The sequence below is a fragment of the Pseudomonas sp. LW8 genome (assembly GCF_041956865.1).
GTDB lineage: Bacteria > Pseudomonadota > Gammaproteobacteria > Pseudomonadales > Pseudomonadaceae > Aquipseudomonas > Aquipseudomonas siliginis.
Genome location: NZ_CP168138.1, coordinates 2,029,728 through 2,056,091, shown reverse-complemented (window position 1 = coordinate 2,056,091; position 26,364 = coordinate 2,029,728). Strand labels below are relative to the sequence as shown.

At 61.0% G+C, this 26,364-nt stretch carries 25 protein-coding genes; 13 read left to right on the top strand and 12 right to left on the bottom strand.

The genetic code is table 11. The features are described 5' to 3' along the window. Positions 1–11 precede the first annotated feature (11 nt). Genes AB9L16_RS09255 through AB9L16_RS09240 form a run of 4 tightly spaced genes read left to right on the top strand, consistent with a single transcriptional unit; the run spans position 12 to position 3,406 of the window. Positions 12–701: an N-acetyltransferase gene (locus AB9L16_RS09255; protein WP_150635728.1), complete on the top strand. Its 690-nt coding sequence runs from the start codon at positions 12–14 to the stop codon at positions 699–701. A 4-nt stretch (positions 702–705) separates the two neighbouring features. After that, positions 706–1,893 carry a GNAT family N-acetyltransferase gene (locus tag AB9L16_RS09250; RefSeq protein WP_375123409.1) on the top strand — a complete coding sequence of 396 codons (1,188 nt, stop codon included), beginning with the start codon at positions 706–708 and terminating at the stop codon, positions 1,891–1,893. Next, the gene (locus AB9L16_RS09245; RefSeq protein ID WP_041478588.1) at positions 1,865–2,656 is read left to right on the top strand and encodes a carbohydrate deacetylase; all 792 of its coding nucleotides are present in this window, start codon (positions 1,865–1,867) and stop codon (positions 2,654–2,656) included. Before AB9L16_RS09250 ends, AB9L16_RS09245 begins: the two co-directional genes overlap by 29 nt. 57 nt (positions 2,657–2,713) lie before the next feature. Further along, positions 2,714–3,406 carry a GNAT family N-acetyltransferase gene (locus tag AB9L16_RS09240; protein ID WP_041478587.1) on the top strand — a complete coding sequence of 231 codons (693 nt, stop codon included), beginning with the start codon at positions 2,714–2,716 and terminating at the stop codon, positions 3,404–3,406. A gap of 126 nt (positions 3,407–3,532) precedes the next feature. Here the strand turns inward: AB9L16_RS09240 and AB9L16_RS09235 are convergent, their stop codons facing one another. Further along, positions 3,533–4,330 carry a class I SAM-dependent methyltransferase gene (locus tag AB9L16_RS09235; RefSeq protein ID WP_375123408.1) on the bottom strand — a complete coding sequence of 266 codons (798 nt, stop codon included), beginning with the start codon at positions 4,328–4,330 and terminating at the stop codon, positions 3,533–3,535. 308 nt (positions 4,331–4,638) lie between these two features. Between AB9L16_RS09235 and AB9L16_RS09230 the strand changes: the two genes are divergently transcribed. Further along, positions 4,639–4,830: an antitoxin gene (locus tag AB9L16_RS09230; protein ID WP_129999094.1), complete on the top strand. Its 192-nt coding sequence runs from the start codon at positions 4,639–4,641 to the stop codon at positions 4,828–4,830. Then, positions 4,820–5,089, top strand: coding sequence for a type II toxin-antitoxin system mRNA interferase toxin, RelE/StbE family (locus AB9L16_RS09225; RefSeq protein ID WP_082228561.1), 270 nt, complete (start codon positions 4,820–4,822; stop codon positions 5,087–5,089). The genes AB9L16_RS09230 and AB9L16_RS09225 overlap by 11 nt, the downstream gene beginning before the upstream one ends. A 72-nt stretch (positions 5,090–5,161) precedes the next feature. Here the strand turns inward: AB9L16_RS09225 and AB9L16_RS09220 are convergent, their stop codons facing one another. Continuing rightward, positions 5,162–6,061: a LysR family transcriptional regulator gene (locus AB9L16_RS09220; RefSeq protein ID WP_041478583.1), complete on the bottom strand. Its 900-nt coding sequence runs from the start codon at positions 6,059–6,061 to the stop codon at positions 5,162–5,164. A 235-nt stretch (positions 6,062–6,296) separates the two neighbouring features. Here AB9L16_RS09220 and AB9L16_RS09215 point away from each other — a divergent pair, with 235 nt between their 5' ends. Beyond that, the gene (locus AB9L16_RS09215) at positions 6,297–7,316 is read left to right on the top strand and encodes an alpha/beta hydrolase (protein WP_150741528.1); all 1,020 of its coding nucleotides are present in this window, start codon (positions 6,297–6,299) and stop codon (positions 7,314–7,316) included. 108 nt (positions 7,317–7,424) lie between these two features. Continuing rightward, on the top strand, positions 7,425–8,852 hold the full coding sequence (locus AB9L16_RS09210; protein WP_375123407.1) for a mechanosensitive ion channel domain-containing protein: 1,428 nt from the start codon (positions 7,425–7,427) through the stop codon (positions 8,850–8,852). A gap of 224 nt (positions 8,853–9,076) precedes the next feature. Here the strand turns inward: AB9L16_RS09210 and ycaC are convergent, their stop codons facing one another. From ycaC to AB9L16_RS09180, 6 genes are all read right to left on the bottom strand, one after another. Beyond that, positions 9,077–9,700: an isochorismate family cysteine hydrolase YcaC gene (ycaC, locus tag AB9L16_RS09205; RefSeq protein ID WP_016774080.1), complete on the bottom strand. Its 624-nt coding sequence runs from the start codon at positions 9,698–9,700 to the stop codon at positions 9,077–9,079. A gap of 68 nt (positions 9,701–9,768) precedes the next feature. Further along, positions 9,769–11,607 (bottom strand): amidohydrolase, encoded by a 1,839-nt coding sequence (locus AB9L16_RS09200; protein WP_042609477.1) that lies wholly within the window; start codon positions 11,605–11,607, stop codon positions 9,769–9,771. Positions 11,608–11,647: 40 nt separating this feature from the next. Continuing rightward, positions 11,648–12,274 (bottom strand): antibiotic biosynthesis monooxygenase, encoded by a 627-nt coding sequence (locus AB9L16_RS09195; RefSeq protein ID WP_375123406.1) that lies wholly within the window; start codon positions 12,272–12,274, stop codon positions 11,648–11,650. Next, positions 12,267–12,680: a DoxX family protein gene (locus AB9L16_RS09190; RefSeq protein WP_024012430.1), complete on the bottom strand. Its 414-nt coding sequence runs from the start codon at positions 12,678–12,680 to the stop codon at positions 12,267–12,269. The genes AB9L16_RS09195 and AB9L16_RS09190 overlap by 8 nt, the downstream gene beginning before the upstream one ends. Positions 12,681–13,315: 635 nt before the next feature. Continuing rightward, positions 13,316–14,239, bottom strand: coding sequence for a LysR family transcriptional regulator (locus AB9L16_RS09185; protein ID WP_039762138.1), 924 nt, complete (start codon positions 14,237–14,239; stop codon positions 13,316–13,318). A 54-nt stretch (positions 14,240–14,293) separates the two neighbouring features. Further along, positions 14,294–15,277 carry an MBL fold metallo-hydrolase gene (locus AB9L16_RS09180; protein WP_056784490.1) on the bottom strand — a complete coding sequence of 328 codons (984 nt, stop codon included), beginning with the start codon at positions 15,275–15,277 and terminating at the stop codon, positions 14,294–14,296. A gap of 236 nt (positions 15,278–15,513) precedes the next feature. On the opposite strand from AB9L16_RS09180, the gene AB9L16_RS09175 reads away from it, so the two are divergent. Beyond that, positions 15,514–15,945, top strand: a complete 432-nt coding sequence (locus AB9L16_RS09175; RefSeq protein WP_056784487.1) for a helix-turn-helix domain-containing protein — start codon at positions 15,514–15,516, stop codon at positions 15,943–15,945. A 241-nt stretch (positions 15,946–16,186) separates the two neighbouring features. Then, the gene (locus AB9L16_RS09170) at positions 16,187–18,928 is read left to right on the top strand and encodes a winged helix-turn-helix domain-containing protein (protein WP_375123405.1); all 2,742 of its coding nucleotides are present in this window, start codon (positions 16,187–16,189) and stop codon (positions 18,926–18,928) included. Here the strand turns inward: AB9L16_RS09170 and AB9L16_RS09165 are convergent. Together AB9L16_RS09165 and AB9L16_RS09160 are read right to left on the bottom strand one after the other, a co-directional pair. Next, positions 18,893–20,365, bottom strand: a complete 1,473-nt coding sequence (locus AB9L16_RS09165; RefSeq protein ID WP_095179520.1) for a winged helix-turn-helix domain-containing protein — start codon at positions 20,363–20,365, stop codon at positions 18,893–18,895. The genes AB9L16_RS09170 and AB9L16_RS09165 overlap by 36 nt on opposite strands. Before the next feature lie 90 nt (positions 20,366–20,455). Continuing rightward, positions 20,456–21,406, bottom strand: coding sequence for a GlxA family transcriptional regulator (locus AB9L16_RS09160; RefSeq protein ID WP_095179519.1), 951 nt, complete (start codon positions 21,404–21,406; stop codon positions 20,456–20,458). A gap of 220 nt (positions 21,407–21,626) precedes the next feature. On the opposite strand from AB9L16_RS09160, the gene AB9L16_RS09155 reads away from it, so the two are divergent. Continuing rightward, entirely contained in the window at positions 21,627–22,349 is a 723-nt protein-coding gene (locus AB9L16_RS09155; RefSeq protein WP_375123404.1) for a pirin family protein, read from the top strand. A 41-nt stretch (positions 22,350–22,390) separates the two neighbouring features. On the opposite strand, the gene AB9L16_RS09150 is transcribed toward AB9L16_RS09155, so the two are convergent. Both AB9L16_RS09150 and AB9L16_RS09145 read right to left on the bottom strand, forming a co-directional pair. Next, positions 22,391–22,897, bottom strand: coding sequence for a hypothetical protein (locus tag AB9L16_RS09150; protein ID WP_375123403.1), 507 nt, complete (start codon positions 22,895–22,897; stop codon positions 22,391–22,393). A gap of 180 nt (positions 22,898–23,077) precedes the next feature. Then, positions 23,078–23,953 (bottom strand): LysR family transcriptional regulator, encoded by an 876-nt coding sequence (locus AB9L16_RS09145; RefSeq protein ID WP_375123402.1) that lies wholly within the window; start codon positions 23,951–23,953, stop codon positions 23,078–23,080. 111 nt (positions 23,954–24,064) lie between these two features. Here AB9L16_RS09145 and AB9L16_RS09140 point away from each other — a divergent pair, with 111 nt between their 5' ends. Further along, positions 24,065–25,264, top strand: a complete 1,200-nt coding sequence (locus AB9L16_RS09140; RefSeq protein ID WP_252887659.1) for a YbfB/YjiJ family MFS transporter — start codon at positions 24,065–24,067, stop codon at positions 25,262–25,264. Positions 25,265–25,324: 60 nt separating this feature from the next. Then, complete coding sequence (locus AB9L16_RS09135) at positions 25,325–26,323, top strand: NAD(P)H-quinone oxidoreductase (protein WP_375123401.1); 999 nt, start codon at positions 25,325–25,327, stop codon at positions 26,321–26,323. The last annotated feature ends 41 nt before the right edge of the window (positions 26,324–26,364 follow it).

The window sequence follows — 26,364 nt, the reverse complement described above, 5'->3', positions numbered from 1 at the left end:
GAGAAGAGACCATGGATGTTTTGCAAAAACTCAGCGGACATATTCGTCGTAAAGGCCTGCGAGCGACCTTGGGCAAGATCCGCAAACTGTACATTTTTTCCCATCAGCAACTGCTGTGGATGGAGCGCGACCTGGTCAGCCCGGTGCCGCCGCACAGGCTCAAACCCTATCCGCCGCTGCGCGTGGTCAGGATCACCGCGGACAACGCCAGCGCTTTCGCGCGTTACTTTGGCGACCGTGTCGGCACGATGGCCGAGCTGGCCAAAGAGGGCCACACCGGGCACATGCATGTCGACGAGCAAGGCGATGCCGTGGCGTTTATCTGGGGCACGCCGCGCAGTTATTTCGATCGGCACTACTACGGCTGCCGATTCCCGGTGAAGCCCGGCGAGTTCTTCGAGTTCGGCGGCGAACTGGCCCGGGCCTACTGGGGGACAGAGCTGTCGGTGGACCTGCAATTGCGCCTGTGGGAAGCCATGGCCGCCCAGGGCTGCCGAAAAGTGGTCGATGTCTGTGAGTCGACCAACATCCCGGCACTCAAGCTGCATCTGCGCATGAGCTATACCGAACAACGGCGGATCATGAATATCTACACGCTGTTCGGCCGCTGGCGCTTCTATCGCGAAACCCGCTACAGCGGTTCGCGCCTGGCGGCGCTGGGTAAAACTTCCCGTCCACCTGTCAACGCAACGGCGGCCTGAACCTATGGTGATGCGATTCGAATGGTGCACGTCCCTGTGCGCCGCCGACTTCCCGGCAACCGCGTATGAAACGCTGCGCCTGGGCGTGACCGACCATACGCCGTTCAACAATCTCGGCTGGTTATGTGCGGCGGAACAGGCTCTGGGTGAGGATCAGCGCCTGCACATTCTGCTCGGTTGGGAAGCCGCAGAACTACGCCTGTGCCTGCCGCTGGTAGCCAGCCGCGAGCGCTTCGCCGGCGTGCCGTTTCGGGTCTTGCATCACTTGGGTTATCCGCTGGCTGATCGTCTGGCCCTGCTGTCGTTGCTCGGCGGCGCGGACATGCACGAGGCGCTGCTGTTGATTCGCCAGCGCCTGCCCCATGCGCTGCTGCAACTCAATGAGTTGTCGGAGCCTGCGGGTGAAGAAAGTGCCGTCACCGCATGGATGGCGCGCAGTTCTACGGCCGAGCGACGCCTGAGCTGCCGGGTGCCAGTGCATCTGATCAGCGAAGCCGACCATCAGGAAGTCTCCGGCGACCCGCGCTACAAACTGCGCCGGGCACGCAAACGGATTGCCGCGTGCGGTGCGCAGATCCGCCGGATTACCCCGGATGCGCTGAGCATGGCTGCCTTGTTGCAGACCATCAGCGAAGTCGAGGCGGTGAGCTGGAAAGGCGATGAAGGCGTCGGGATTTTCGCCACACCGCGCAGTCGCCAATGGATCGAACGCGCCTTCACCGCCCTCGCCGGCCAAGGCATGGTACGCGTGGTGATGCTCGAGCTGAACGGCCGCTGCATCAGCTATCGCCTCGGCCTGCTCGAACAGGGCCGGCTCTACGATTACAACCTCGCCTTCCTGCCGCAGTACGCCGATCTCGGCAGTGGCCGGGTGTTGCTGGAGGAATGGATTCGCTGGGGCCTGGACGAGCACTGGCGCTGGATTGATGCCTCGCGGGTCAGCCTGGAAAACTCCAGCCATCAACTGTACGAACGCATGACCGGGCAATTGGAACACTGGCGCTGGAGTTTCTATTCGTGGCGCCCAAGTGGGCTGGCATTGGGTCTGGCGCTGCGCATCTGGTATCGCTGCAAGCCCGCCGTGCAGCAGTGGCGTACCAGGCGCGCCAACAAAAAATCTGCAGCACTGGTGCAACCTGTCGCAATCACTCCGGAGGGCGGCCATGCCTCGCCAAGTCATAGTCAACGCTGATGACTTCGGTCTCAGCGCCAACGAAAACGCAGTGATCTTCGCTGCCTTCCAGGCCGGCCTGATCAGCTCGGCCACGGCCATGGCCAACATGCCGGCGTTTGAAGCCGCCTGCACCATGGCCCGCCATCCGACGCTGCAAGGTCGGATCGGTCTGCACTTCAACCTGACCTATGGACGCCCGCTGAGCCAAGCGATCTTGGGGCGGCGGACCTTCTGCGATGGCAACGGCGTGTTCGACCTCAACCTGCCCCGCCACAGCCTGTGGCTGAGTCGCGCAGACCGTGACGCGGTGCGCGCCGAGTTACAGGCGCAGTGGCAACGCTGCGTCGATCACGGCATGCGCCCGAGCCATATCGACTCCCACCAGCACGTACACAACATCTGGCCGATCGGCGAAGTCGTCGCGAAGTTTGCCGCCGAGCAAGGCGTACCGATTCGGCTGGCGCGCAACCTCGGGCACAACCTCACGCTGCCCAAGCGCCTATTCAAGGGTTTGCTCAATGGCCGTTTGCAGAGTCTGGCGCGGGTCACCGCCGATTACGTCTGTACACCGGTGGACCTGCGCAATGCCAGCGTCCCCAGCGACGGCGTGCTGGAAATCGTCGCCCACCCGACCCGCCTCGGCGTCGATTTCGGCGATGCCTATCTCGACTCCGGCGAGTCGTTGAGCGAGGTAATCGAACAGGGTTTGAGAGGCGTCGCGCGAGTCTCGTATGCCGACCTCAATCGAGAAGAAACGCAGGGCGCTACGGCGCTCGAATGAATCACCGCTGTAACGACACTCACCACAACATCCGGGCCAAGACCCTGGAGGGGCATCATGAGCATCATCACCAAAGTGCAAGATCGCATCAGACAGAAAGGCTTGGGCCGCACCGTCGGCACGTTGTGGAAACGCTACGTGTTCTTCCACTGGGAACTGCTGTGGATGGAGCGCGACCTGGTCAGCCCGGTGCCGCCACACAAACTGCGCCCGTATGAAGGCCTGCGCAAAGTCGACATCACCCCGGAGAACGCCGTGGCGTTCAGCAAACACTTCGGCGACCGTGTCGGCACCATGGCCGAACTGGCTGCCGAGGGCCACACCGGGCACATGTACCTGGACGCCGATGGCCACGCCGTGGGCTTTATCTGGGGCAGCATTCGCGACTACCACGACCGCCACTATTACGGCTGCACCTTCCCGGTCAAACCCGGCGAGTTCTTCGAATTCGGCGGCGAAATGATCCGCGCCTACTTCGGCAGCAGCCTGTCGGTGGACGTGCAGGTTGCACTGTGGCAAGCGATGGCGGCGCAGGGTTGCACCAAGGTGGTCGACGTTTGCGAAACCCACAACATCCCGGCGCTTAAACTGCATATCCGCATGGGTTATCAGGAACAGGGCCGGGTGACCCACGTTTACTGCCTGTTCGGCCGCTGGAAATTCTTCCGCGAAACCCGCTATGAAGGCTCACGCCTGGATCCGCTGCGCAAACCGGGCCGGCCGGTGGTAAGTGCCGCGGCCCAGGCTTGATCCGGCCTTGTGAAATGTGGCGGTCACAAGGCCGCCATCGCGAGCAGGCTCGCTCCCACACTGGAATGCGTTTCCCTGTGGGAGCGAGCCTGCTCGCGATGAGGCCAGCCGTCGCAATAAAGGATCTCAGGCCTTGCTTGCCACCAGGCTAAAGCACATCGGCAGCTGCGCCTGCTGGTTCAGGTAGCAGTCATACACCTCTTCCCGGTTCGAATGCGCATATTCCTGAAAATCCATAATGCTCAGCCCCGCGCCAATGGCGCCGCTGAAGATCGCGCCCAGCGTATGCACGAACCAGTACGACTTTGCCGCCGGCTGCTCGACTTTACCTACGTAAACGATCGGCTCTTGCTGCACAAACGGCTCGGCACGGAAATACGAGCTGGCGAGGCGGTAGGGATCTTCAGCCTGCGGATCAACCATTTCCAGAAACGGATGGGTTTCGTAGATCACCAGTTTGCCGCCCGGCTTCAGCACCTGCGCGACATGGCGGAAGAATTCGCCGATGTCAGGCATCCAGTTGAGTACCCCGATGGTGATCAGGGCGACGTCGAAGCGGTTATGCAGCGATGCGGGCAGATGGTGGATATCGCTCTCGACGAATTCGGCAGTATGCGGCGAGCGGCTGTTGAGCTCGCGGGCCTGCTCAAGAAACGCTGCCGATTGATCGACGCCGACGACACTGCGCGCACCCAGCGCAAACAGCGACAGGCTCTCCCGACCGTTATTGCAGCCCAGTTGAATCACGTCTTTGCCGTCGACTTCCAGCAAGCCGCGCAAGGTGTCATCGAGGCAGCAAAACTCCGCCTGCGCGACATCGCTGAGCAATGCCTGCCAGTCCGGTGAATCCTGATGATGGCGAGCGGAATCGTTCCACGCCTGTCGATTGCTTTCGATGGCGGTTTTGGGGTTGGGCACTTCCATGGCGCTACTCCGGGTGAAGCTCGTGATTGAGCGGCGTGAGTGTAGAACAGACGCGGGGTGGCGGTTGTTCCAATGTTGTAATCACACTGCGCAGTCCTCTTCAGCGAGTCCTACAGAAAAAGGAAGGAACTCGGGAAACCCCAACCGTTTTCCTACATCTTCCGTCGGTTGGCCGTCGGAAGCGCTCAGTCTAGGATTTGTCGAACTACAAGTACTCATGGAGCTCGACCAAGATGCAGTTCATCCAGACAACGACGACAGCAATCCCTGTACCGAATAGACTGCCAGGCATTGATCCCGGAGGCACTATGGACGGCAAAATCTTTCCCGACGATTCAGGGTTTAAAAACAACGAGCAGGCTGCCAGTCATGATCGCTGGTTGCGAGCCAAGGTGCAGGCGTCCAGAGATGATCCCCATCCGAGTCTCCCCCATGAGGACGTGATGGCGGACATGCATGCCTTGATCGAATCCATGCGAAAAAAGGCCGATGCAGATTGAGTGGCGGCCCGAAGCCAAGGCCGATCTTTCGAACATCCTCAGATACATTGGCGAGAGAAACTTTGCAGCCGCAGTGAGTCTCTCGAAATCCATCGAAGAATCCACAACCTCACTCTCCGTTCATCCCCATCTCTACCGTAAAGGTCGATCTCCCGGCACCCGGGAAATCGTTGTACATCCTAACTACGTAGTGATTTATGAGGTGACGGATCGAATCGAGATACTTAGCGTTTTGCATACCCGACAGGAATATCCATAAAGACATCGCAGGAAAAAACGGTAGGACGTTCGCCCGATCGATAACACGCCGTTTGCCCAGCAGGCCCCACTATCAAAGATTCACATGACTCTGGTTAAGCCGCTCACGCAAAAACTCCACCAGCGCCTGTACCGGCCGCGAAGCCTGGCGATGCTGCGGATAAACCGCTGACAGGGTCAGTGGCTCCGGGCGTAAATCATCCAGCACGGGCACGAGGCGCCCATCCTTCAGCGCCGCACCGACGATGAAGGTCGGCAGATAGGTAATGCCCATCCCCTGCACCGCTGCGTCCCGCAGCAGTTCGCCGTTGTTGACGCGCATGCGGCCGGCGACGTTGATCAGCAGCGGTTTGCCCGGCGCTTCGTTGAAACGCCATTGCACCGAGCGCCCGTGGCCGTAAGGCAGGCAGTCGTGGCTGTGCAGGTCTTCGGGTTTGAGTGGTGTGCCGCGTTCGGCGAGGTAGGCCGGGCTGGCGCAGTAGACCCGTTCGATGCTGGCGATACGTCGGGCGATCAATGTCGAGTCCTCCAGCACGCCGATGCGCAGGGCCAGGTCGTAACCTTCGCCGAGCAGGTCGACCGGGCGATCGCTCAGATCCACTTCGACGGTGACTTCGCGATAACGCTGCAGGAATAGCGGTAGCAGACAACCCAGATGCGCCACGGCAAACGACAACGGCGCGCTGAGGCGAATCGTGCCGCGCGGCTCGGCGGTTTCGCCGGCGATGCCCTGCTCGACCTGTTCCACCTCACCCAACAAGCGCAACGCCGATTCGTAATAGCTCTGCCCCAGCGGGGTGACGTCGAGGCGGCGGGTCGAGCGATTCAACAAGCGCACACCGAGGCGCTCTTCCAGTTGCATCAAACGGCGGCTGACGAACTGCTTGGACAGCCCCAACTGATCGGCCGCGGCGGTGAAGCTGCCGGAGTCCATGACCTGGCAAAAAATACGCATGTCTTCGAACGGGTTCATTGTCACTCTCTGGTGGACAGTTAAACGCTTTATAGCCGCTTTTTCGCTTTTCAGCAGCCCATTAATCTGTGCTCACGGTTTGAAAACAACCCTGAACACAAAGAGCTGCCGAAGGCAGCCATCTGATCGTTGGGACGCGGAGCGTCCCCGGCTGCATTCCCACGCAGAGCGTGGGAACGATCAGATCGCAGCCTTCGGCAGCTCCTACATCACACATTCAAAAATGGAATTGAACATGAGCATCAAGAAAACCCTAGCCGCGTCCCTCCTCGCCCTGTCCGTCAGCAGCGCATTTGCCGCAGGCAGCCCCGGCGTCGAACACAACACCCAAGCGTTCCTCGATGCCCTCGCCGCTGGCGGAGGTCGTCCGCTGGAGCAACTGAGCCCGAAGGACGCCCGTGCAGTGCTGACCGGTGCCCAAGCTTCGGTAAAGGTTGATCTGTCCGGCGTGGAAGTCAGCGACAAGGCGATCAAGGTCGACGGCCAGACCATCAACCTGAAAGTGGTGCGCCCGGCCAAGGTCAAAGGCGAGTTGCCGGTGTTCATGTTCTTCCACGGTGGCGGCTGGGTGCTGGGTGACTTCCCGACGCACCAGCGCCTGATCCGTGATCTGGTGGTCGGCTCTGGCGCTGTTGCGGTGTATGTCGATTACACGCCATCGCCCGAAGCGCAGTACCCGACCGCGATCAACCAGGCGTACGCCGCGACGAAATGGGTGGCCGAGCACGGCAAGGACATCGGTGTCGATGGCAAACGTCTGGCGGTGGCCGGCAACAGCGTCGGCGGCAACATGGCGGCGGTCGTGGCGTTGATGGCCAAGGAGCAGAAAGCCCCTGCCCTGCGCTTCCAACTGTTGATGTGGCCGGTAACCAATGCGCAATTCGATGACGGTTCGTACCAGCAATTTGCCGAGGGCCATTTTCTCACCAAGGGCATGATGCAGTGGTTCTGGGACAACTACACCACCAACCCGGCCGAGCGTGCGCAGATCCATGCCTCGCCGCTCAACGCCAGCGCCGAACAGCTCAAGGGCCTGCCCGCTGCGCTGGTGCAGACCGCCGAGTTCGACGTGCTGCGTGACGAAGGCGAAGGCTATGCGCGGCATCTGGATGCAGCCGGCGTGCCGGTGACTTCGGTGCGCTACAACGGCATGATTCATGACTTCGGCCTGCTCAATCCGCTGAGCCAGATTCCGGAAGTCAAAGCGGCGGTGCGTCAGGCGGCGGCCGAGCTGAAGACTCATCTGAATCCATAAAAGCAAAAGATCGCAGCCTGCGGCAGCGCCTACCCTGGAATACGATTCCCTGTAGGAGCCGCCGCAGGCTGCGATCTTTTTTCTCACCAGCGTCGCGGAGTACCGGTCATGACCCTTTTCTACGCCCACCTGCTGTCCTGGAGCGCTGTGCTGTTGCTGCTCGACGCCGCGCTCTGGCATTTCTCGCCCTTCAGCCATCGCGCGCCGCGAGTCGGCGTGCGTCTGGCACTGTTTCTGGCGTTCAGCGCGCTGGTGATCAATGCCGGTGTCAGCCCCTTGCAGGCGCCGCTGTTCGCCGATGATCGTGTGGCGCAGCTGGGTGCGACGGCGCTGGGGATTCTCTGGTGGTTGTACGCAGCACGGGTGCTGACCGAAGTGATCGGCCTGGCGCTGATGCGCCGCATCGGTCACAGCGGGCGCTTGCTGCAGGACGTCATCGGCGCGCTGGTGTTTCTGGTCGCGATTGTCGCGGCGGCCGGTTACGTGCTGGATCTGCCGGTCAAAGGTCTGCTGGCCACTTCCGGGGTGGTCGCCATCGTGGTCGGTCTGGCGCTGCAAAGCACCCTCGCCGATGTGTTTTCCGGCATCGTCCTCAACACCACCAAGCCGTATCAGGTAGACGATCTGGTGATGATCGACGGCGTCGAAGGCAAGGTCTTCGATATCGACTGGCGCGCCACGCACCTGCTGACCAGCGCCGGCACCATGGCCGTAGTACCGAACTCGGTGGCGGCCAAGGCGAAAATCGTCAATCTCAGCCGGCCGAGCAACATGCACGGTGTCTCGATCAGTATCAAAGTGCCGAACCACATTCGTCCGCGTCGGGTATTGGATGCCCTTGATCGCACTCTGCAGGGCAGCAGTTCGCTGTTGCTCAGCCCGGCGCCGAAAGCCGTACTCAAAGAAGCCGGCGAAACCATGTCGGAATACGTTGCCAGCGGTTTCATCGCTGAGCTGGGCAAGAAGAGCGAAGTGCGCAATCAACTGTTCGACCTCGCCCACCGTCATCTCGAAGCGGCGGGTATTTCCCGGCATCCCGACGGCGTGATCGAACCGTCGAGCCGCGCCCGTGCGTTGCTGGATGAGGTGAAGATTTTCCGCTCGCTGAGCAGCGAGGAACGTGATCGCCTCGCTGAGTCGATGGTCGCGCAGCAGTACACGGCCGGTCAGGTGGTGCTGGATCTGGACGAGGTGCCGGACAGTCTGTTCGTGATCGCCACGGGCGTGGTCAGCGCGACGGTGCCGGACGGCAATGGCCAGACCGAGGCCGGGCGCATGGGGCCGAGCGAAGTCATGGGTGAGCAGAGCATTCTTGCCGATACACCGTCGCAGGCGACGTTCACGGCGCTGACGTCGAGCATCATCTATCGTCTCGACAAACAGTTGACCCGTGAGTGCATGGACAAGCGCAGCGAAGTCGGCCGGGCCTTGAACAAGTTGCAGGCGGTGCGTCAGCAGAACAGTCGCCTCGCGTTGATGGCCAAACCGGTGGCGGTGAAGAAAGGTGGTTTTTTGGGGTGGTTGCAAAAACGCTGATCTGAAACTTTGAAGATCAAAAGCTCACCCCCTCATCGGAACGCCGCCCGCCCAGCCCTCTCCCCTTAAGGGGGCGAGGGGGGAAAGGGAGCCGATCTCCATGCGTTTCAAGAGCGGAGCTCGGCTCGGTATTGCAGGTCGATGCAACTCTAGCAAACAACGCGGTCAGTCCCCTCTCCCTCCGGGAGAGGGCTAGGGTGAGGGGCTTTTGACTTTCGACCAGATTACTTGGCAGTGAACTTGGTATAGCTGTTGATCAGGTTGCGATAGTTAGGCAGACGCTCGGACAGCAGATGCGCCAGGCCTTCCATGTCGTTGCGCCAGTCGCCTTGCAGCTCGCAAGCCACAGCGAACCAGTTCATCAGGTGTGCACCGGCGGCCGACATCCGCGCCCACGCCGCTTGTTGCACGGTGGTGTTGAAGGTACCCGACGAGTCGGTAACAACAAACACTTCAAAGCCTTCAGCAATCGCCGACAGGGTCGGGAAAGCTACGCAAACGTCGGTCACTACACCGGCGATGATCAGTTGCTTGCGGCCGGTGGCTTTGATCGCCTTGACGAAGTCTTCGTTGTCCCAGGCGTTGATCTGGCCTGGACGCTGAATGAACGGCGCGTCAGGGAATTGCTCGAGCAGTTCCGGCACGATCGGGCCGTTTGGACCTGCGTCGAAGCTGGTGGTCAGAATGGTCGGCAGCTTGAAGAACTTGGCGATGTCGCCCAGTGCCAGCACGTTGTTCTTGAACTCGTTCGGCGAGAAATCCTGCACCAGCGAGATCAGACCGGTCTGGTGATCGACCAGCAGGACGACGGCATCATCTTTGTTCAGACGCTTGTAAGGAACGCTCATGGCAAAACTCCTGGATGGATGGTTGTTGCGGGAAGCGCCGGCCCTGATGACCGGCGCTTTTTTCAAACTCAGAACGCGAAGCAGGAACAGCCGAACGCGCCCCAGAAACCGGCGAAATCGCTGACCGGCGCATTCGACATCCGCGCTTTTTCATGGCTGTGGGTGTGCACGGCGCACGGCCCGCTGCACTGGTGAACCTGCGCCTGCAGTGGCGAGTTCGGGCGCCAGTGGCCCGGGACTTTGACTACCGGCGACCAGTCCGGCAGCACCGGAATCGAACGCGGGCCGAGGTCTTCGAAGTCGCCGGCGGCGTAGACGATCTTGCCGCCGACCACGGTCATCACCGACTCGATCCACTTGATCGCTTCTTCCTCAACGCTAAAGAAGTCCGCGCTCAGTGCCGCCAGGTCTGCCAGTTGGCCGACGCGGATCTGGCCCTTCTTGCCCTGCTCCGAAGAGAACCAGGCGCTGCCGTGGGTGAACAGTTCCAGCGCGGTGCTGCGTGGCAAACCTTCTTCGTAAAGCGCCAGACCGCCAACGGTACGGCCGCTGACCATCCAGTACAGCGAAGTCCACGGGTTATAGCTGGACACGCGGGTGGCGTCGGTGCCAGCGCCAACCGGCACGCCTTCAGCGAGCATGCGCTTGATCGGTGGCGTGGCTTCGGCGGCTTGTTTGCCGTAGCGATCGACAAAGTATTCGCCCTGGAACGCCATGCGATCCTGAATCGCGATACCGCCGCCCAGCGCTTTCACACGCTCGATGTTCTGCGGGGTGATGGTTTCAGCGTGGTCGAAGAACCACGGCAGACCGTTGAACGGAATGTCGCGATTGACCTTCTCGAACACATCGAGCATACGGCTGATCGATTCGTTGTACGTGGCGTGCAGACGGAACGGCCAGCGCTGCTCAACGAGGTGGCGTACCACCGGCTCGAGTTCCTGTTCCATGGTCTGCGGCAGGTCCGGACGCGGTTCGAGGAAATCCTCGAAGTCGGCGGCGGAGAACACCAGCATTTCGCCAGCACCGTTGTGGCGCAGGTAGTCGTCGCCCTGATGCAACTTGACGCTGCCGGTCCAGTTCTGGAAATCGGTCAGCTCTTCTTTCGGCTTCTGGGTGAACAGGTTGTAAGCGATGCGTACGGTCAACTGGTCGTCTTTGGCCAGTTGCTCGATCACTTGGTAATCGTCCGGGTAATTCTGGAAACCACCCCCGGCGTCGATTGCACTGGTCAGGCCCAGGCGATTGAGCTCGCGCATGAACTGACGGGTCGAGTTGACCTGATATTCCAGCGGCAGCTTCGGTCCCTTGGCCAGTGTCGAGTAGAGGATCATCGCGTTCGGCCGCGCGACCAGCATGCCGGTCGGGTTGCCGTTGCTGTCGCGGACGATTTCGCCACCCGGCGGGTTTGGCGTGTCGCGGGTGTAGCCGGCCACACGCAGGGCAGCGCGGTTGAGCAGCGCACGGTCGTAGAGGTGCAGGATGAACACCGGAGTATCCGGCGCGGCCTGGTTGATTTCTTCCAGGGTCGGCATGCGTTTTTCGGCGAACTGGAACTCGTTCCAGCCACCGACCACACGCACCCACTGCGGGGTGGGCGTGCGATCGGCCTGATCCTTGAGCATGCGCAGCGCGTCGGCGAGCGATGGCACGCCTTCCCAGCGCAGTTCGAGGTTGTAGTTCAGACCGCCGCGAATCAGGTGCAAGTGCGAGTCGTTGAGGCCAGGGATGACGCAGCGGCCCTTCATGTCGACCACTTGTGTGGCGCTGCCCTTGAGGGCCATGGCCTCGGCATCGTTACCGACGGCGACGAAGCGGCCATCCTTGATCGCCACCGCACTGGCCAGTGGTTTTTCCCGGTCTACGGTATGAAATTGGCCATTGAATAAAATCAGATCGGCGCTCATCGCAGTTCCTCAAGCGAAAGTGAAAAGAAGCAAACCCCGCTCAACGCGGCGAGGTTTCTTGGGAATCGAGGTGTTCGTGGGCCTGACTGGCTTCCAGCCACGGGGTAAACAAACGGGTGACCGGCGGCATCACCACGTAGACCACCGAGAGGACGATGGTCAGGGTGATCAGGAACGTGGCGACCACGTAGTTGGACAGAAGCGGATGCAGCGCCAGCAGCGGGCCCCAGATCAGCGGCACCAGCAGGGTGTGCGGCAGAATCACCAACAGTGTGACGACAGCCTGCTTCCAGCGCGGCGGCGGCGAGCCGGCCTCGGCCAGCGGTGTGAACCAGAATTCATTGACCGGCGCGACTTCGGTCTGATCGCCGTCGGCCAGCATCGGTGCGGCGTCAGCCACCAGCGCCTGACGCTCGGAGGATTCCAGCCAGCCCTGCATCGCTTCGGTGGAGCTAAAGCGCAATACGCAAGTGTAGAAATCCAGACGCCCGCGCTTGCCGCGCACCACGTCGACACCCAAATGCCCTTCGCGCTGCCCGGCGACGCGCACGATATTGCGCAGCCATGCTTCATACGCCGATTCGAAACCGGTTTTGACCGAGTGTTTGATGATCAACGTGACGGTCTCATCGGCCCCCGGTGCTTGTGAATTGAGGACTTCAGGCATAACGCAGCACTCCGGGCAAACGAACAGGAATCGCCAGCCGTCCCGGCCCGGCGATCAAGACGGTGGTGAAAAGAATCAACAGCAACCAGCCAAACTGCCCTTCAGCCACACTCCATTGCGGATGCACGACCAGCAACGCCACGAGCAGTACAAAGAGAATAGGCAAACAAGCCAATCGCGCCAGCACACCGGCGACGATCAGCAACGGGCAGAGGACTTCGGCGAAGATCGCCAGGATCAGGGTCAGGTGGGCGCCGAGGTGGAACGGGTCTTCGATCAGTTGCAGCTGCGCGGTGAAGTCCAGCAACTTCGGCAAGCCGTGCACCCACAGCAGAAATAATCCACCGCTGACCCGCAGGAACAGCAACCCGATGTCGCGCGCCTGTTCATCCCTCGTAGCAATCATGACCCGACCCTTTGAATGTCATTGACGGGAATCATGCCAAGGCCGGCGCGGGAGAAATTGGATGGGTGTGCTTAGTTGCTTTTCAGGTCTTTGATGTTCTGCCGCCAGCCACAAAACAATGTGGGAGTGAGCTTGCTCGCGAAGGTGTCAGGTCAGCCACATCCACATTGACTGACACACCGCTTTCGCGAGCAGGCTCGCTCCCACAGGTTTTTGTGGTGACCAACAATGTTCATTCCACCCCGTATCCCTGTGGGAGCTGGCTTGCCAGCGATTGGTCGGCACATCCACCACCTTCTTTGACGGACCCACCGCAATCGCTGGCAAGCCAGCTCCCACAAGTCTATGTGCCGAATCACAAAGCCCGGTCAGCCCCGAATTTCTCTGTGGGAGTGAGCCTGCTCGCGAAGGCGTCAGGCCAGTCACATCCACACAAACTGACCCACCGCTTTCGCGAACAAGCTCGCTCCCACAGGGATTGGCGGCGTGCACTCAATTTGCAGACTGCCACAAAACAATGTGGGAGCGAGCCTGCTCGCGAAGGCGTCAGGCCAGTCACATCCACACTAACTGACACACCGCTTTCGCGAGCAGGCTCGCTGCCACAGGAGAACTGCTTGTGTAATCGAGGGCGGTTAAAGCGCCGGAATATCCAGCGGCGCCGCCATGAACTGGCTGATGCGCGAGCGCAGCCACTTCTCCGCCGGGTCGTTGTCATGCACCCCGCTCCACGCCATCGACAATTGCGCGGCATCGATCGGGAATGGCGGATCTTCGGCACGCAGGGCGCAGCCTTCGACCAAGGCACAGGCGGCGTAGTCCGGGACCGTCGCGATCATCTCGGTACCGGCGAGCAAGGCGCGCAAGCCGCTGAACTGCGGTACGCCGAGAACGACTCGGCGGCAACGGCCGATCTTGGCCAGGTCCAGATCGATATTGCCGCTCAGGTCACCGGAGAACGACACCATTGCATGCGGACGTTCGCAATATTCGTCCAGGGTCAACGGCCCCGGACGGTCGTCGCCGCGCAGCACTTTGCAGGGAATATCACGCAGCTTCTTGCGCTTGGCGTTGGCCGGCAGATCCGTGGTGTAGCTGACACCCACGGAGATTTCTCCAGAGGCCAACAGCGCCGGCATCAACAGATAGTTGGCGCGGCGCACCACCACGACGATCCCCGGCGCCTCCTGCTGAAGCTGGCGCAACAGCGGTGGAAACAGACCGAACTCGGCGTCGTCCGACAGACCGATGCGAAATACGTCGCAACTGCTGGCCGGTTCGAACTCCTTGGCGCGGCTGACTGCGCCGGAAATCACGTCCATTGCCGGTTGCAATTCCTTGAGGATCGCCAGCGCCCGCGCTGTCGGCTCCATGCCGCGACCGTTGCGCAGCAGCAACGGATCGTCGAACAGATCACGCAAGCGCCCCAGTGCAGCACTGACCGCCGGCTGGCCCATGAACAGTTTTTCCGCCACACGGGTCAGATTCTTTTCGAACATCAGCGCTTCGAAAATCACCAGCAGGTTCATGTCGACGCGGCGCAGATCGTTACGGTTCATGGGTGTGGTTTCCTTATCGGTGTCAGACGCTTTTTGCCACAGGCGTTGGGCACTTTACTCGATCAATGGCACTTTCGCCGCGCGTTTGTAGGGGCCGTACTCTACCGGCACCCATTGGAAATGTTTGCCCTCGGCGGTGATGTGGCCGATGCCCGGGAACGGCAGATGCGCTGCCGTCACCCAGGTCTTGCTCGCTGCCGCAGCACTGAACACTGCCTGACGACTGCTGATCGCTTGCTGACTGTTGACGTCGAAACCGATCGACACTTCCGGGTGCAAAAACTGCACCGCCAGGTTATGCACCAGATCGCCCATGAACACGATGCTCTGCTGCTGCGAATTGAAGCGATATGTGGTGCTGCCCGGCGTGTGGCCGGCTTCGAGGGTTGCTTCGACCAGTCCCGGCAGTGGCGACTGCCCGGCGGCAAACGTCTTGAAGCGGCCGGCGGCAACATAGGGCGCCGTAGAGTCCCGGGCTATCTTGAAAAACTCTTTTGCGCCCGCCGGGGCCTTGGCCAGCGCTGCCGGATCGAGCCAGTAGTCGGCCTCGGCTTTGGCTGCAAACACGGTGGCGTTGGCGAACACCGGTTTCTTTTCGGCGTCGACCAGACCGCAGACGTGATCGAGGTGCAGGTGCGTCAGCAGAATCGTGTCGACCTGTTCAGGCTTGTAACCGGCGGCCTGCATGTTGGCCGAGAGTTGGCCTGCGGTGGCGCCGATGCACTGCCCTGCGCCCGTGTCGACCAAAATCAGTTGTTTGCCAGTGTTGACCAGAAAGGCATTGAACGCCGTCTGCACGCCAGGGGTTTCAATCGAACGGCGCGCAAGCAGCGCGCGAATCTGACTCTGGCTCATGCCCTGCAACAACTTCGGCGACAAATCGTTGTAACCGTCGAACAACGCCGTGACTTCGTAATCGCCGACAGCCAGCCGGAAATAACCCGGCGCCTGAGTGCCAACCTGCGGTGCCTGCGCCATGGCGCCGGACATTGCCAGCACGACCGCCAGCGTCGTTGCCGCTTTCACCAAGCTTTTCATTGCATTCCCCTTTGAACCTGGCCAACGGCGGCCGTGCTTTGTCGACATCGTCGCGCAAAGCGCCGGGCGCTGACTTGCAAGGATGTGCTGAGTTCCAGCCTGAGCGAGGAAATTAACAACGATTAACTCGTCAGTCTCAAGGCATCGCCCAACAATGAAGCCCTCTGCGCAGCGTTGCTTTTTTGACCTGAGGGAATGCGCCGACCGTGCCTTCCCCACCGACACGGACCTTGGCCATGGCTTATCCACAGCAAACCGTCGCCCTCGCCCCTGCCAGCGAACCGCGTAAAAACACGACTGGCGGACTCAGTCCGCAGCGCGAACGCCAGATCAAACAGTTGATCCTCGATCGCTTGGGCGAAAGCCTCGAAGTGGCTGAACTGGCCCGGGCATGTGCACTGTCACGCAGTCATTTCTCCCGCGCATTCAAGTGCAGCACCGGCCTGTCGCCACAGGACTGGATCCGCGCCCAGCGCCTGGCCCGGGCCAAGTTGCTGATCCAGCACACCGACTTGAGCCTGACGCAAATCAGCCTCGAATGCGGCTTCTGCGATCAGGCGCACTTCTGCCACATGTTCACCCGCAGCGAGGGCATCAATCCCTTCGCCTGGCGCTGTCGAGTCATGGATAAACCGAAAAACACCGCAGCGCAGCCTGCGGTGTTTTGACTGCTGCCGTTACGCCACCCGTTGCACTGATGCTCAAACCTGAGGATTATGCCCGGACACCCCGGATCAGACGGCCTGCGCATGCGCCAGGCACTGATTCGCCCTGTCCGCCGCATCACCGCAGGAGCGCGCTGTTGAGTTTTTCCCGAATCAGGCCATTGCGTTTGGCCCCTATCGGATTCATCCCGGGCAACGATTGCTACTTGAAGGCCAACAGCCTTTGCGCCTGGGACGGCGGGCGATGGACATCCTCCTGATTTTGCTGGCCCATGCCGGTGAAGTGGTGAGCAAACAGCAATTGATGGCCGGGGTCTGGCCAGACAGTGTCGTTGAAGACATCAATTTGCGCGTGCACATGGCGGCGCTGCGCAAAGCGCTTGGCGACGGGCAGAACGGCCAGCGCTACATCGTCACCGTGGCGCAGCGCGGCTACAGCTTTGTCGCACCGTTCGTGCTCGACAGCATCGAAGCAACGCCTGCGGTCGCCGCGCCCCGGCACAACCTGCCGCTGCGTCGTACGCGGATGATTGGTCGCCAACCCCTGATCGATCACTTGATTACGCAACTGCCGCGCCGACGCTGCATCACTCTGGTCGGCCCCGGCGGCATTGGCAAGACCACCGTCGCCCTGCGCGTCGCCGAACAATTGCTCGACCAGTATCGCGACGGCATCCGCCTGGTGGATCTGGCGCCCATCGCCGATCCCGCGCTGATCGGCTCGCATCTGGCGACGCTGCTTGATCTGTCCGCAGCTGAAGGCGATGCGCAGGCTGGTCTGGTCGACGGCCTGCGAGAACAGCAAATGTTGTTGGTGATCGACAACTGCGAGCACTTGATTGATGCGGTCGCCGCGCTCAGCGAGCAGATTCTGCGGGGGGCACCAAAGGTGCATATCCTGGCGACCAGCCGCGAGAGCCTGCGCGCTGAGGGTGAGTTCGTGCAGCGTCTGGAATCGCTCGAATGCCCGTCCATGTCGACCCCGATGGAGCCGGCCCAAGCACTGGGCTTTGCTGCGATGCAGTTGTTTGTCGAGCGCGCCATCGCAGCCAGGGAAAACTTCCGACTGAGCCACGCCGAGCTGCCGCAAGCGATCGAAATCTGCCAGCGCCTGGACGGCATTCCGCTGGCACTGGAACTGGCCGCCGCGCAGGTCAGCGAATTGGGCATGGACGGATTGCTCAAGCAATTGCGCGAGGGTTTGCCGCCATTGTCGGCCGGACACCACAGCAGCGCCGAACGCCACCTGACCCTGCGCGCGACGATGGACTGGAGTTTCAACCTGCTCAACGTCTGCGAGCAAACCTGTCTGCGGCGACTGGGGATTTTCCGCGGCAGCTTCACCCTCGCCTCGGCGGCAGCGGTGGTCATCGGCCAACAGATTGATCCCGGCGCGGTGTTCACCGCCGTCACACAATTGGTGGCCAAATCCCTGCTGAGCGTCGAAGTGGGCGACGAAGATGTTTTCTATCGCTTGCTCGACACTACCCGCCACTACGCACTGGAAAAACTCGAACAGGCCGACGAGCTCAACGCAACCCGCCAACGCCACGCCGAGCGATGCCTGACACTGATGCAGCAGGCGCAGGCGGATTGGGACAATACTCCGACTGTATTGTGGATGGAGCGCTATGCCCGGGGTCTGGAGGATTTGCGCGCGGCGCTGGACTGGAGCCTCAACGGGCCGGGACCGGATGAGCTGGGGGTGCAACTGGCAGCCGCGTCGGCGCCTTTGTGGCAGGAGCTGTCGTTGCTGCGCGATTACAGCCGCTATGTGCGCCGGGCACTGAGTCTGCTGGAGGCTTCGCCTGCAGACTCGCTGCTACCGCCCTGCCCTCGCCTGCAAATCGCCTTGAAACTGGCGCTCGGTAGCGCCAGCTATCACACCTGGGGCGGCACGCCACAAACCATTCAGGCCTTCGTCGACGCCTGCCAATTGGCCGAGGAACACGGCGATCTGGCCGGGCAACTGCGCGCAGTGTCGGGGCACATGGCGGTCAATCTGAGTTGCGGGCATTACCGCATGGCTTTGGCCCAGAGTGAGCAATTCGACCGCATCGGCCTGCACGGCGAACCGCTGCTGTCACTGAGCACACATCGCTTGCGCGTGCTGGCCCTGCATTATGCCGGCGACCAGCCGCAGGCACGCGTACATGCCGAGCAGGTGCTGCAACGCATGGCGCACAGCGGCCATCTCAATCGTTTCACCCATGGTTTTGGCGTGCAATACGATCAGAGCGTCGCTTCGCTGACAGTGCTGGCCCGAGTGCTGTGGTTGCAGGGCCTGCCCGAGCAAGCCTGGCGCGCCGCACGGCAGGCGCTGGACATCGCCGTGCAGATCAATCACGGCACATCGATCTGTTACACCCTGGCGCTGGCCAGTTGTCTGATCGCTCATTACAACGGCGACCATGTAAACGCCCGCGCGCTGCTGCAGTTGCTGCTGGAACAATCGCAGAAGCACTCGGTGCTGCTGTTCAATAACTGGGGCCGGCAGTATGCGCAGGTGATCGATCCGGATAATGCCGTGCCCGTACCAGCACAGAGCAGCGGTCTGATTCGGGAAGTGATGGTTACGCTGGATGAGCGTTTTGTCGATGATGCACTGGTGCAGCGCGCGCGCAATGGCGATGCGGGATGGAGTGCAGCGGAGATATTGCGGGCGCGGGCGGCGGCATTGTTGAAGGGTTCATCCTGTGGGAGCGAGCCTGCTCGCGAATCGGCCCGCTCAGACACCGCTGAAACCCGAGAAGCCGAACAAACCCTGCAACAAGCTCTGGCCATCGCCAGAAGCCAGGGCGCCCTCGCTTGGGAACTGCGCAGCGCCACGGACCTCGCCCGATTATGGCAGCGCCAGTCCCGCCATCGCGAAGCATGGGATTTGCTCAGCCCCATTTACCAGCGCTTCACCGAAGGCTACGCCACACCGGACTTGCGCAAGGTCCGCCTGCTACTCGACAGCCTCCACGAGCAGTGCCCGGCCTGAAGCGTTGCGCGTTCTGCTGAGATAGCGCGCATGGCGCTGTTTCAGTTCGAACTTGTCGTCACTGCGCTCGAACTGATCACGAGCATAGCGGCGCACGGTGTTGAGCATCCAATAGCGGGCCGTCGCACGGTTGGGTTCTCGAACAAGCAACGATTTGCGCGCCAACCCTTCGATTATCGCGGACAGTCTGGAACCCGCCAGATCCGCGCTGCTGATCACACTCAGTGCGGCCTCCAGGGTAAAGCCCGCGCTGAATACCGACAGACGCAGCAGCACACGCTGTTCCATCTCCGTCAGGTACTGGAAGCTCCAATCGATCGCAGCGGCCATCGACTGATGGCGCGGTTCCGCGGTGCGCCGGCCTTGGCCAAGCAACTGCAGGCCGTTTTCAACCTGTGCCTGCAAGCCGATCAAGCCCAGCGCGTCGATCTGCGCAGCGGCGAGCTCGATCGCCAGCGGCAGACCGTCCAGTTGACGGCAGATCTCGCGCACACCTGGCAAATCCTGCTCACGCAAACAGAAGCCATGCTGCCGTGCCCGCGCGCGATTGACGAACAACTGCACCGCCGGATAGCCCATGGCTTCTTCGACGGTGTTCAATGTCGAGCGCTTGGGAATCGCCAACAGCGGCACGTAATGAACGGTCTCCTGCGCGACTTGCAAGGCTTCGCGGCCGGTGACCAGAATCGACAGGCGAGGCGCAGCATGCAACAGCGTTTCCACCAGTGCCGCACAGCTGTCGCGCTGGTGGTCGCAGTTATCCAGTATCAACAAGGCGTGCCGGCCGGTCAGTGTGAAAAAGTCTGTCTTCAGGGTGTGCAACAGGCGCTCGAGCAATGGAATGTCATCTTCGAGGCTGGCAAGGTCGACCCACCAGGCGCCATCGCGAAAGTATTGCAGGAGCAATTCCGCCACGCGCAATGCCACAGTGGTCTTGCCAACACCCGGCGCACCGGTAATCGTCATCAAGCGGCATACCGGCATTTGTCGAACCAGACTACCAATCAGGGCGTCGCGCCCACTGACTGGCGTCAGTCGTGCCGGAAGATTGTGCAGGGGCATGAGCGCGGCAGCGGGCATGGTCAGCGCATCACTGGTGCCCTGCTCCACCGGGGCGACAAAACTGTAGCCGCAGTGCGCCACGTGAATGATGAAACGCTGCCCGTTTACGCCGTCACCCAGTGCGCGGCGCAACGCCGCAATGTGCACCCGCAGGTTGATCTCTTCGACGACCGAGGTCGGCCACACTCGAGCAATCAACTGCTCTTTGCTGACCACCTCACCCGCGTGTTCGAGCAGCGCCTGAAGGATGTCCATGGCGCGCCCGCCCATGCGCAACGGCTGCTCTCCTTCAAGGACCAGACGTTGGCGCACATGAAAGGCGTAGGGGCCGAAACGCAGCACTGAACCGTGGCTTGTGTCGTTGTGATTATTCATGCCAAACATCTTGGCACTCTCGCGTGACGATACAACCGCCAGAGCCGACGCAGCACGGACATCCGACTGCGTCAGACGGACAGAACCGCTCTAGCTGAACTGTTCGCGGTATTGTAACGGTGTAAGACCGAGCTTTTCGGCGAACAACGAGCGCATGTGCCGGACACTGCCAAAGCCGCTTTTGTAGGCGATGGTCTTGAGCGGCAGATCGCCGGTTTCCAACAGGTTTCGCGCGCAGTCAATGCGGGCATTCTGCAAAAACTCCATCGGCGTCATATTGACGTCACGGGCGAACAGGCGAGCAAAGTGCCGTGCGCTCATGTTCGCCAATCCGGCCATGCGCTCGACGGTGAACGCTTCATCCAGATGTTCAAGGACGTAATTCTGCGCGCGGGTGATGGGCGTTTCTTGCGGTGAGACTGCCGCCATCAACGGGCTGAACTGCGCTTGCCCGCCCTGGCGCTTCATGACCACCAACAAGACCTTGGCAACGTCCTGGGCGATTTTCTTGCCGTGATCTCTGGCCACCACCGCCAGCGCCAGGTCGATGCCGGCCGTAACGCCACCGGAGGTGATGAGATTACGATCCTCGACGTAGATCTGATCGGTGGTCACCGTGGTTTTCGGGAAAGCCTTGATCAGCCGTTCGGTGTAGTTCCAATGCGTGGTGACGCGATAACCATCAAGCAGGCAGGCGTGGCCGAGGATGAATGCGCCAGTGCAAATCGAACCGTAACGCTCCGCGCGCGGCACGGCTTTTTTCAACCAGCCAAACAGCTCGGGAAATCTCTGGTTATAGGCGCCGGGTCCGCCCGGCACCAATAGCAGGTCATAGCGCTCGGCCGCTTCGTCGATGTGCAAGTCAGCCTGAACCTGCACGCCGTTGGACGCCCTCAGCAAGCCGCGCTCTGTGCCGAGAGTCGTCAATTGATAGTGCAGATCAGGTTTCAGATAACGGTTGGCGACTGAAAACACCTCCAGCGGCCCCGCCATGTCGAGCATCAGAAAGTCAGGGAACAGCACCATTGCCACGGTTTTCATGGGAGGTTTCACACATATTCAAGGGTCAATACGCACGGTTCAGCCAAGGCATTATGGCGGACCGAGTGTTCAGGAGCGTGATCGAATGGGTGAACCATAACGCAAAACTGTCAACCTGAGCCGGACAGTCTTTCAATTTCCATCTACTTATTGCCTCACCGGGTAACCAGTAACCTTCTCCTCACTCGGACGAATTCACGTCCCGCCAGGAGATTTCATCATGCTGACTCTTCGCAAAGCCTCCGATCGCGGCCTCGCCAATCACGGCTGGTTGAAGTCGTTTCACACCTTTTCTTTCGCCAGCTACCGCAACCCGCGTGAACAGGGTATCTCCGATCTGCTGGTGATCAACGATGACCGGGTCGCCGCCGGCAAAGGCTTTGGCCAGCACCCGCACCGCGACATGGAGATCTTTTCCTATGTGCTCGAAGGCGCGCTGGAACACAAGGACACCCTCGGTACTGGCTCGGTGATCCGCCCCGGGGACGTGCAATTGATGAGTGCCGGCAGCGGCGTGGCGCACAGTGAGTTCAACCACTCGGCCACCAAGCCCGTGCACTTTCTGCAAATCTGGATCGTGCCGGATGTCAGCGGCGCCAAGCCGCGCTATCAACAGGAACACTTCAGCGCGCAGAAAAAACGTGGTCGCCTGCAACTGATCATCTCGCCGGACGGTAGCAATGGCTCCCTGAAAGTCCGTCAGGATGCGCGGGTCTACGCCGGGTTATTTGACGGCGAGGAAAGTGCCACGCTGAAATTGCCGGCCAATCGTTACGCTTACGTGCACGTTGCGCGTGGCAGCGTCGAACTCAATGGCCAACCCTTGCAGGAAGGCGACGGCGTGCGGGTTCGTGAAGAACAGCTGCTCACCTTGAGCAACGGGGTCGATGCCGAAGTGCTGGTGTTCGACTTGCGGCCTCAGGAGTTGCCGGAAATGCCATGATCTGGCGCGATGCAGAACGGCCTTCCACTGAAGGCCGTTTTTTATTGCGGCGGCACTGCTGAGGGTTGTACGACAGGTTTGGGTGACGATACCTCTTTGCCAATCTGAATCGCTGCCAGCGTGGTTTGTATCGTGGTCAACACCGCCGCCTGATTGGCAAAATGTGCGCCAACCAGCAAGGAAGCCACGCCGAGGAAATGCACAGTGGTGGCAGCCCAGTAATTGGCCTTTACCGTCGATGCCTGTCTGATCGCTTCCCGCGATTCGTCGGCGATTTTCTGCACGCCCATCCACATCAGGTCATAACGCTTGTCCCGTTCCTGCAGGGCCTTGTCCCGTTCAAGATAGACCTTGTCCCGCTCTGCCTGAGCAGCCAGGAACCCGCGAATGTCGGCGCGCATTTCTGCCACGCGGCCATCCATCCTCGTCTCGATGGTTTCTATCCTGGCATCGAATTCTTCGCGACTTATGCTGCTCATGATTTGCCTGTTCCGCCCCGCGTCCGATCTGTCCGTGACTGCATATTGATTCACTTCCCTGATTTTCAATTCGACACCTTTCTGCGGCTACGCGGCCTTCCCTGGCTCTTCGTTTCGATGCGTCACTGAGGTCTGCATCGAGCTGCAGTGACAATAGAACTCATCACGGACTACAACAAGCCGGCCCATTCTGTCTCGGACGTAGGCTGTTTCGTCAGCAGTTGTAGCCTCGGCAAAACCCTGAACCACTTATTCGTTTTCCAGCGCAAAAGCCTCAACGATCTGCTCGATGACCGCCCGTACCCGCGCGGTGTGACGCAGGTCGGCGTGGGTGACCAGCCACACTTCATACGGCAGCGGCCGGGTCCGCTCCGGCCAAAGTCTGACGAGGCCATCGCGTTCGCCCATGTATACCGGTATCTCGCCTATCCCGAGGCCTGCGGCAAGGGCTCGACGCACCAAGAGGCTGGAGCTGAGCGTGGCGACGATGCGTCCGCGGGTCAACGGTTCAGAGACCAGCGTCAGGTCTTTTTTGCTCTGTAAGTACGGCTGATACACCACCAGATCATGGCCCCCGAAAGCGTTGCCGGGCTGCGGTTCTCCATGGCGCTCGACATAGGCCTGTGCTGCGAAAAGTCCTACAGGCCAACGGGCGATTCGCCGAGCGATGAGATCCGGGTTATCCGGCCGAGTATTGCGCACCGCGATATCGGCTTCGCGCTTGGCCAGACTGAGGATTTGCGTCGATGCATCCAGCTGGATCTGCACATCCGGATGCTGATCATGCAGGCGCGCCATCGCCGGGATGATGAAGTCGATGGCCATCGAGTCGGTGGTGCTGACCCGTACGTTACCGGTCAGACGATCGTCCAGCCCGTGGATGTGCCGCTCCAGTTCCAGTGCCGAATGTTCCATTTTTTCCACACTTTTACGCGCCGCTTCACCAACACTGGTCAACGCGTAGCCATCGGAGGTACGCAGGAACAGCGTCGCGCTCAAAGACTTTTCCAGCGCGGTAATACGCCGCCCGACAGTGGCCTGGTCCACGCCCAGAACTCGTGCAGCTCCGCGCAAGGTGGACTCGCGACAGACCGCCAGAAAAACCCGCGCATCATCCCAATTCATGCTGATCCTCATCGAAGCATTTTTGCATCACTCTGCCGCTTAATCGCTGCATATGCGCAGCCAGGATAGCCGATAAGCTGAGCGCCATACACCTCTTGTGAGATCGCTATCATGCGTACTGCAAATTCCTCCGGCATCTGGCTGCCGATCTTCGCCGGGCTTTGCGCCAGCCTGGTCAGCATTGGCCTGGCGCGTTTCGCCTACACGCCGCTGATCCCTTCGCTGATTCAGGCACAGTGGTTTTCCGCCAATGATGTCGTCTATCTCGGCGCGGCCAATCTGGTTGGCTACTTGATCGGCGCCCTGCTCGGTCGGCCCATGGCCCATCGACTGGGTAACCGCAACGCCCTGCGCCTGATGATGCTCGCGGTCACGGGAGCATTTTTTGCCTGTGCTTATCCGCTCTCGGTGAGCTGGTTCTTCGGCTGGCGTTTGCTGTCCGGCATTGCCGGTGGCGCGATCATGGTGCTGGTGGCGGCAACCGTGCTGCCTCACGTTCCGGTGGCGCGCAGAGGTCTGGCCAGTGGCGCAATCTTCCTGGGCATCGGCCTCGGAATCGCCGGTTCCGGGACCATCGTGCCGCCGCTGCTGAGCCTCGGCTTGCAAGCGACCTGGCTGGGACTGGGCGCGCTGGCGTTGTTGCTGACCGCGGTGAGCTGGTTCGGCTGGCCTGCGGATACCGCGCACCCTGTGGCTGCGCACGCAACGTCGGCTGATGAGCCGACACCGCCGGGCGTCTACCTGTTGTTTGCTCAATACGCGTTCATGGCCGCCGGGCTGGTGCCTGCCATGGTGTTTCTGGTGGATTACGTGGCTCGCGGACTGGGCGCCGGGGCGCATATCGGCGCAATGGTCTGGGTGATGTATGGCCTGGGAGCGATTGTCGGGCCGGTGACGTACGGTTTTCTGGCCGACCAGCTTGGTGCACGCACTGGCATTCGCGTGGTGCTGGTAGTTCAAGCCATTGCCCTCGGTTTGCTCGCCGTCTCCCATGCGTTTCTGGCGCTGGCTTTACTGGCGGTGATTCTCGGCTCGTTCCCGCCGGGCATCGTCCCGCTGGCCTTGGCCCGCGTGCATGAGCTGGTGCCGTCGCATCACCGTCAGCAGATCGCCTGGAGCCGCGCCACCGTATCGTTCGCCACTTTTCAGGCTCTGGCCGGGTTTGCCTACTCGGCGCTGTTCAACGCTTCAGGTGGTCAGCACACGCTGCTGTTTGTGATCGCCGCTGGCGCAATCGTCGTGGCTCTACTGCTGGAGCTAGCCATGCGCTGGCTGCCCTCTGCTAATGAAACGCGCTGCGCGGCGAACTGAGGGGAATCATTGCACCCTGTCTGCGCTCCCATCTACACGACCTTCTCCACAGGAATAGACATGTCACTGCCTAAAGAAATGACCCGTATCGAAATCACCCAACCCGGCGGCCCTGAAGTATTGCAAGCCAGGCGCGTATCTCTGCCCACTGCTTCCGAGGGCCAAGTGCTGATCCGTGTTCACGCCGCGGGAATCAATCGTCCGGATGCCTTGCAGCGCGCCGGCAAGTACCCGATGAAACCCGGCATGGACCCGATCCCCGGTCTGGAAGTGGCTGGCGAAGTGGTCGCGGTTGGCGCCGGAGTAACGCGTTTCGCGGTCGGCGATCGGGTCTGCGCGCTGACCAATGGCGGCGGTTACGCCGAGTATTGCGCGGTTCCGGCCGGCCAGACTTTGCCTGTGCCGGATGGAGTCGATTGGGTCCAGGCCGCCGCGATTCCGGAAACGTTTTTCACCGTCTGGGCCAACCTTTTCGGCCTCGGCGCCGCCAAGACAGGCCAGCGCGTGCTGATTCACGGTGGCACCAGCGGTATCGGTACCACAGCGCTGATGCTCTGCCGTGAATTCGGTATTGAGGCGTTCGCCACCGCCGGCAGTCCTGAAAAATGCGCCGCAATCAGCAAACTTGGCGGGCAACCGATCAACTATCGTGAGGAAGATTTCGCCGAGGTCATTGCCCAGAAAACCGCAGATCAAGGCGTGAACGTGATTCTCGACATCATGGGTGGCTCGTATCTGAACGGCAACATCAGCGCACTGGCAATGGATGGCCGACTGGTGATGCTCGGCTTTCTCGGCGGCGCCCGCGCCAACGACATCGATCTGTTGGCGATCCTCGGCAAACGCGCGGTGGTCACCGGTTCGCTGCTGCGCGCGCGTACGGCTACGGAAAAAGCCGCCATCGCCGATCAACTGCAAGAACACGTTTGGCCTGCCCTCAGCGCCGGGCGCTGCCTGCCGATCATCGACAAGGTTTACCCGCTGGCTGACGCGGCTCAGGCCCATGCCCGCATGGAGGGCGGCGATCATATCGGCAAGATTGTGCTGCAGGTGGCGTGATCGATTGCAGCATCTTGTAATCGTTGGGCGTGCACGGTGGT

Coding starts and splice junctions, on each gene's coding strand:
- AB9L16_RS09135 (WP_375123401.1), top strand. CDS start 25,325: ATGTCACTGCCTAAAGAAATGACCCGTATCGAAATCACCCAACCCGGC.
- AB9L16_RS09155 (WP_375123404.1), top strand. CDS start 21,627: ATGCTGACTCTTCGCAAAGCCTCCGATCGCGGCCTCGCCAATCACGGC.
- AB9L16_RS09180 (WP_056784490.1), bottom strand. CDS start 15,277: ATGAAAAGCTTGGTGAAAGCGGCAACGACGCTGGCGGTCGTGCTGGCA.
- AB9L16_RS09235 (WP_375123408.1), bottom strand. CDS start 4,330: ATGGAAGTGCCCAACCCCAAAACCGCCATCGAAAGCAATCGACAGGCG.
- AB9L16_RS09220 (WP_041478583.1), bottom strand. CDS start 6,061: ATGAACCCGTTCGAAGACATGCGTATTTTTTGCCAGGTCATGGACTCC.
- AB9L16_RS09210 (WP_375123407.1), top strand. CDS start 7,425: ATGACCCTTTTCTACGCCCACCTGCTGTCCTGGAGCGCTGTGCTGTTG.
- AB9L16_RS09250 (WP_375123409.1), top strand. CDS start 706: ATGGTGATGCGATTCGAATGGTGCACGTCCCTGTGCGCCGCCGACTTC.
- AB9L16_RS09200 (WP_042609477.1), bottom strand. CDS start 11,607: ATGAGCGCCGATCTGATTTTATTCAATGGCCAATTTCATACCGTAGAC.
- AB9L16_RS09145 (WP_375123402.1), bottom strand. CDS start 23,953: ATGAATTGGGATGATGCGCGGGTTTTTCTGGCGGTCTGTCGCGAGTCC.
- AB9L16_RS09240 (WP_041478587.1), top strand. CDS start 2,714: ATGAGCATCATCACCAAAGTGCAAGATCGCATCAGACAGAAAGGCTTG.
- AB9L16_RS09175 (WP_056784487.1), top strand. CDS start 15,514: ATGGCTTATCCACAGCAAACCGTCGCCCTCGCCCCTGCCAGCGAACCG.
- AB9L16_RS09225 (WP_082228561.1), top strand. CDS start 4,820: ATGCAGATTGAGTGGCGGCCCGAAGCCAAGGCCGATCTTTCGAACATC.
- AB9L16_RS09140 (WP_252887659.1), top strand. CDS start 24,065: ATGCGTACTGCAAATTCCTCCGGCATCTGGCTGCCGATCTTCGCCGGG.
- AB9L16_RS09170 (WP_375123405.1), top strand. CDS start 16,187: ATGGACATCCTCCTGATTTTGCTGGCCCATGCCGGTGAAGTGGTGAGC.
- AB9L16_RS09230 (WP_129999094.1), top strand. CDS start 4,639: ATGGACGGCAAAATCTTTCCCGACGATTCAGGGTTTAAAAACAACGAG.
- AB9L16_RS09245 (WP_041478588.1), top strand. CDS start 1,865: ATGCCTCGCCAAGTCATAGTCAACGCTGATGACTTCGGTCTCAGCGCC.
- ycaC (WP_016774080.1), bottom strand. CDS start 9,700: ATGAGCGTTCCTTACAAGCGTCTGAACAAAGATGATGCCGTCGTCCTG.
- AB9L16_RS09215 (WP_150741528.1), top strand. CDS start 6,297: ATGAGCATCAAGAAAACCCTAGCCGCGTCCCTCCTCGCCCTGTCCGTC.
- AB9L16_RS09160 (WP_095179519.1), bottom strand. CDS start 21,406: ATGAAAACCGTGGCAATGGTGCTGTTCCCTGACTTTCTGATGCTCGAC.
- AB9L16_RS09190 (WP_024012430.1), bottom strand. CDS start 12,680: ATGATTGCTACGAGGGATGAACAGGCGCGCGACATCGGGTTGCTGTTC.
- AB9L16_RS09255 (WP_150635728.1), top strand. CDS start 12: ATGGATGTTTTGCAAAAACTCAGCGGACATATTCGTCGTAAAGGCCTG.
- AB9L16_RS09165 (WP_095179520.1), bottom strand. CDS start 20,365: ATGAATAATCACAACGACACAAGCCACGGTTCAGTGCTGCGTTTCGGC.
- AB9L16_RS09195 (WP_375123406.1), bottom strand. CDS start 12,274: ATGCCTGAAGTCCTCAATTCACAAGCACCGGGGGCCGATGAGACCGTC.
- AB9L16_RS09185 (WP_039762138.1), bottom strand. CDS start 14,239: ATGAACCGTAACGATCTGCGCCGCGTCGACATGAACCTGCTGGTGATT.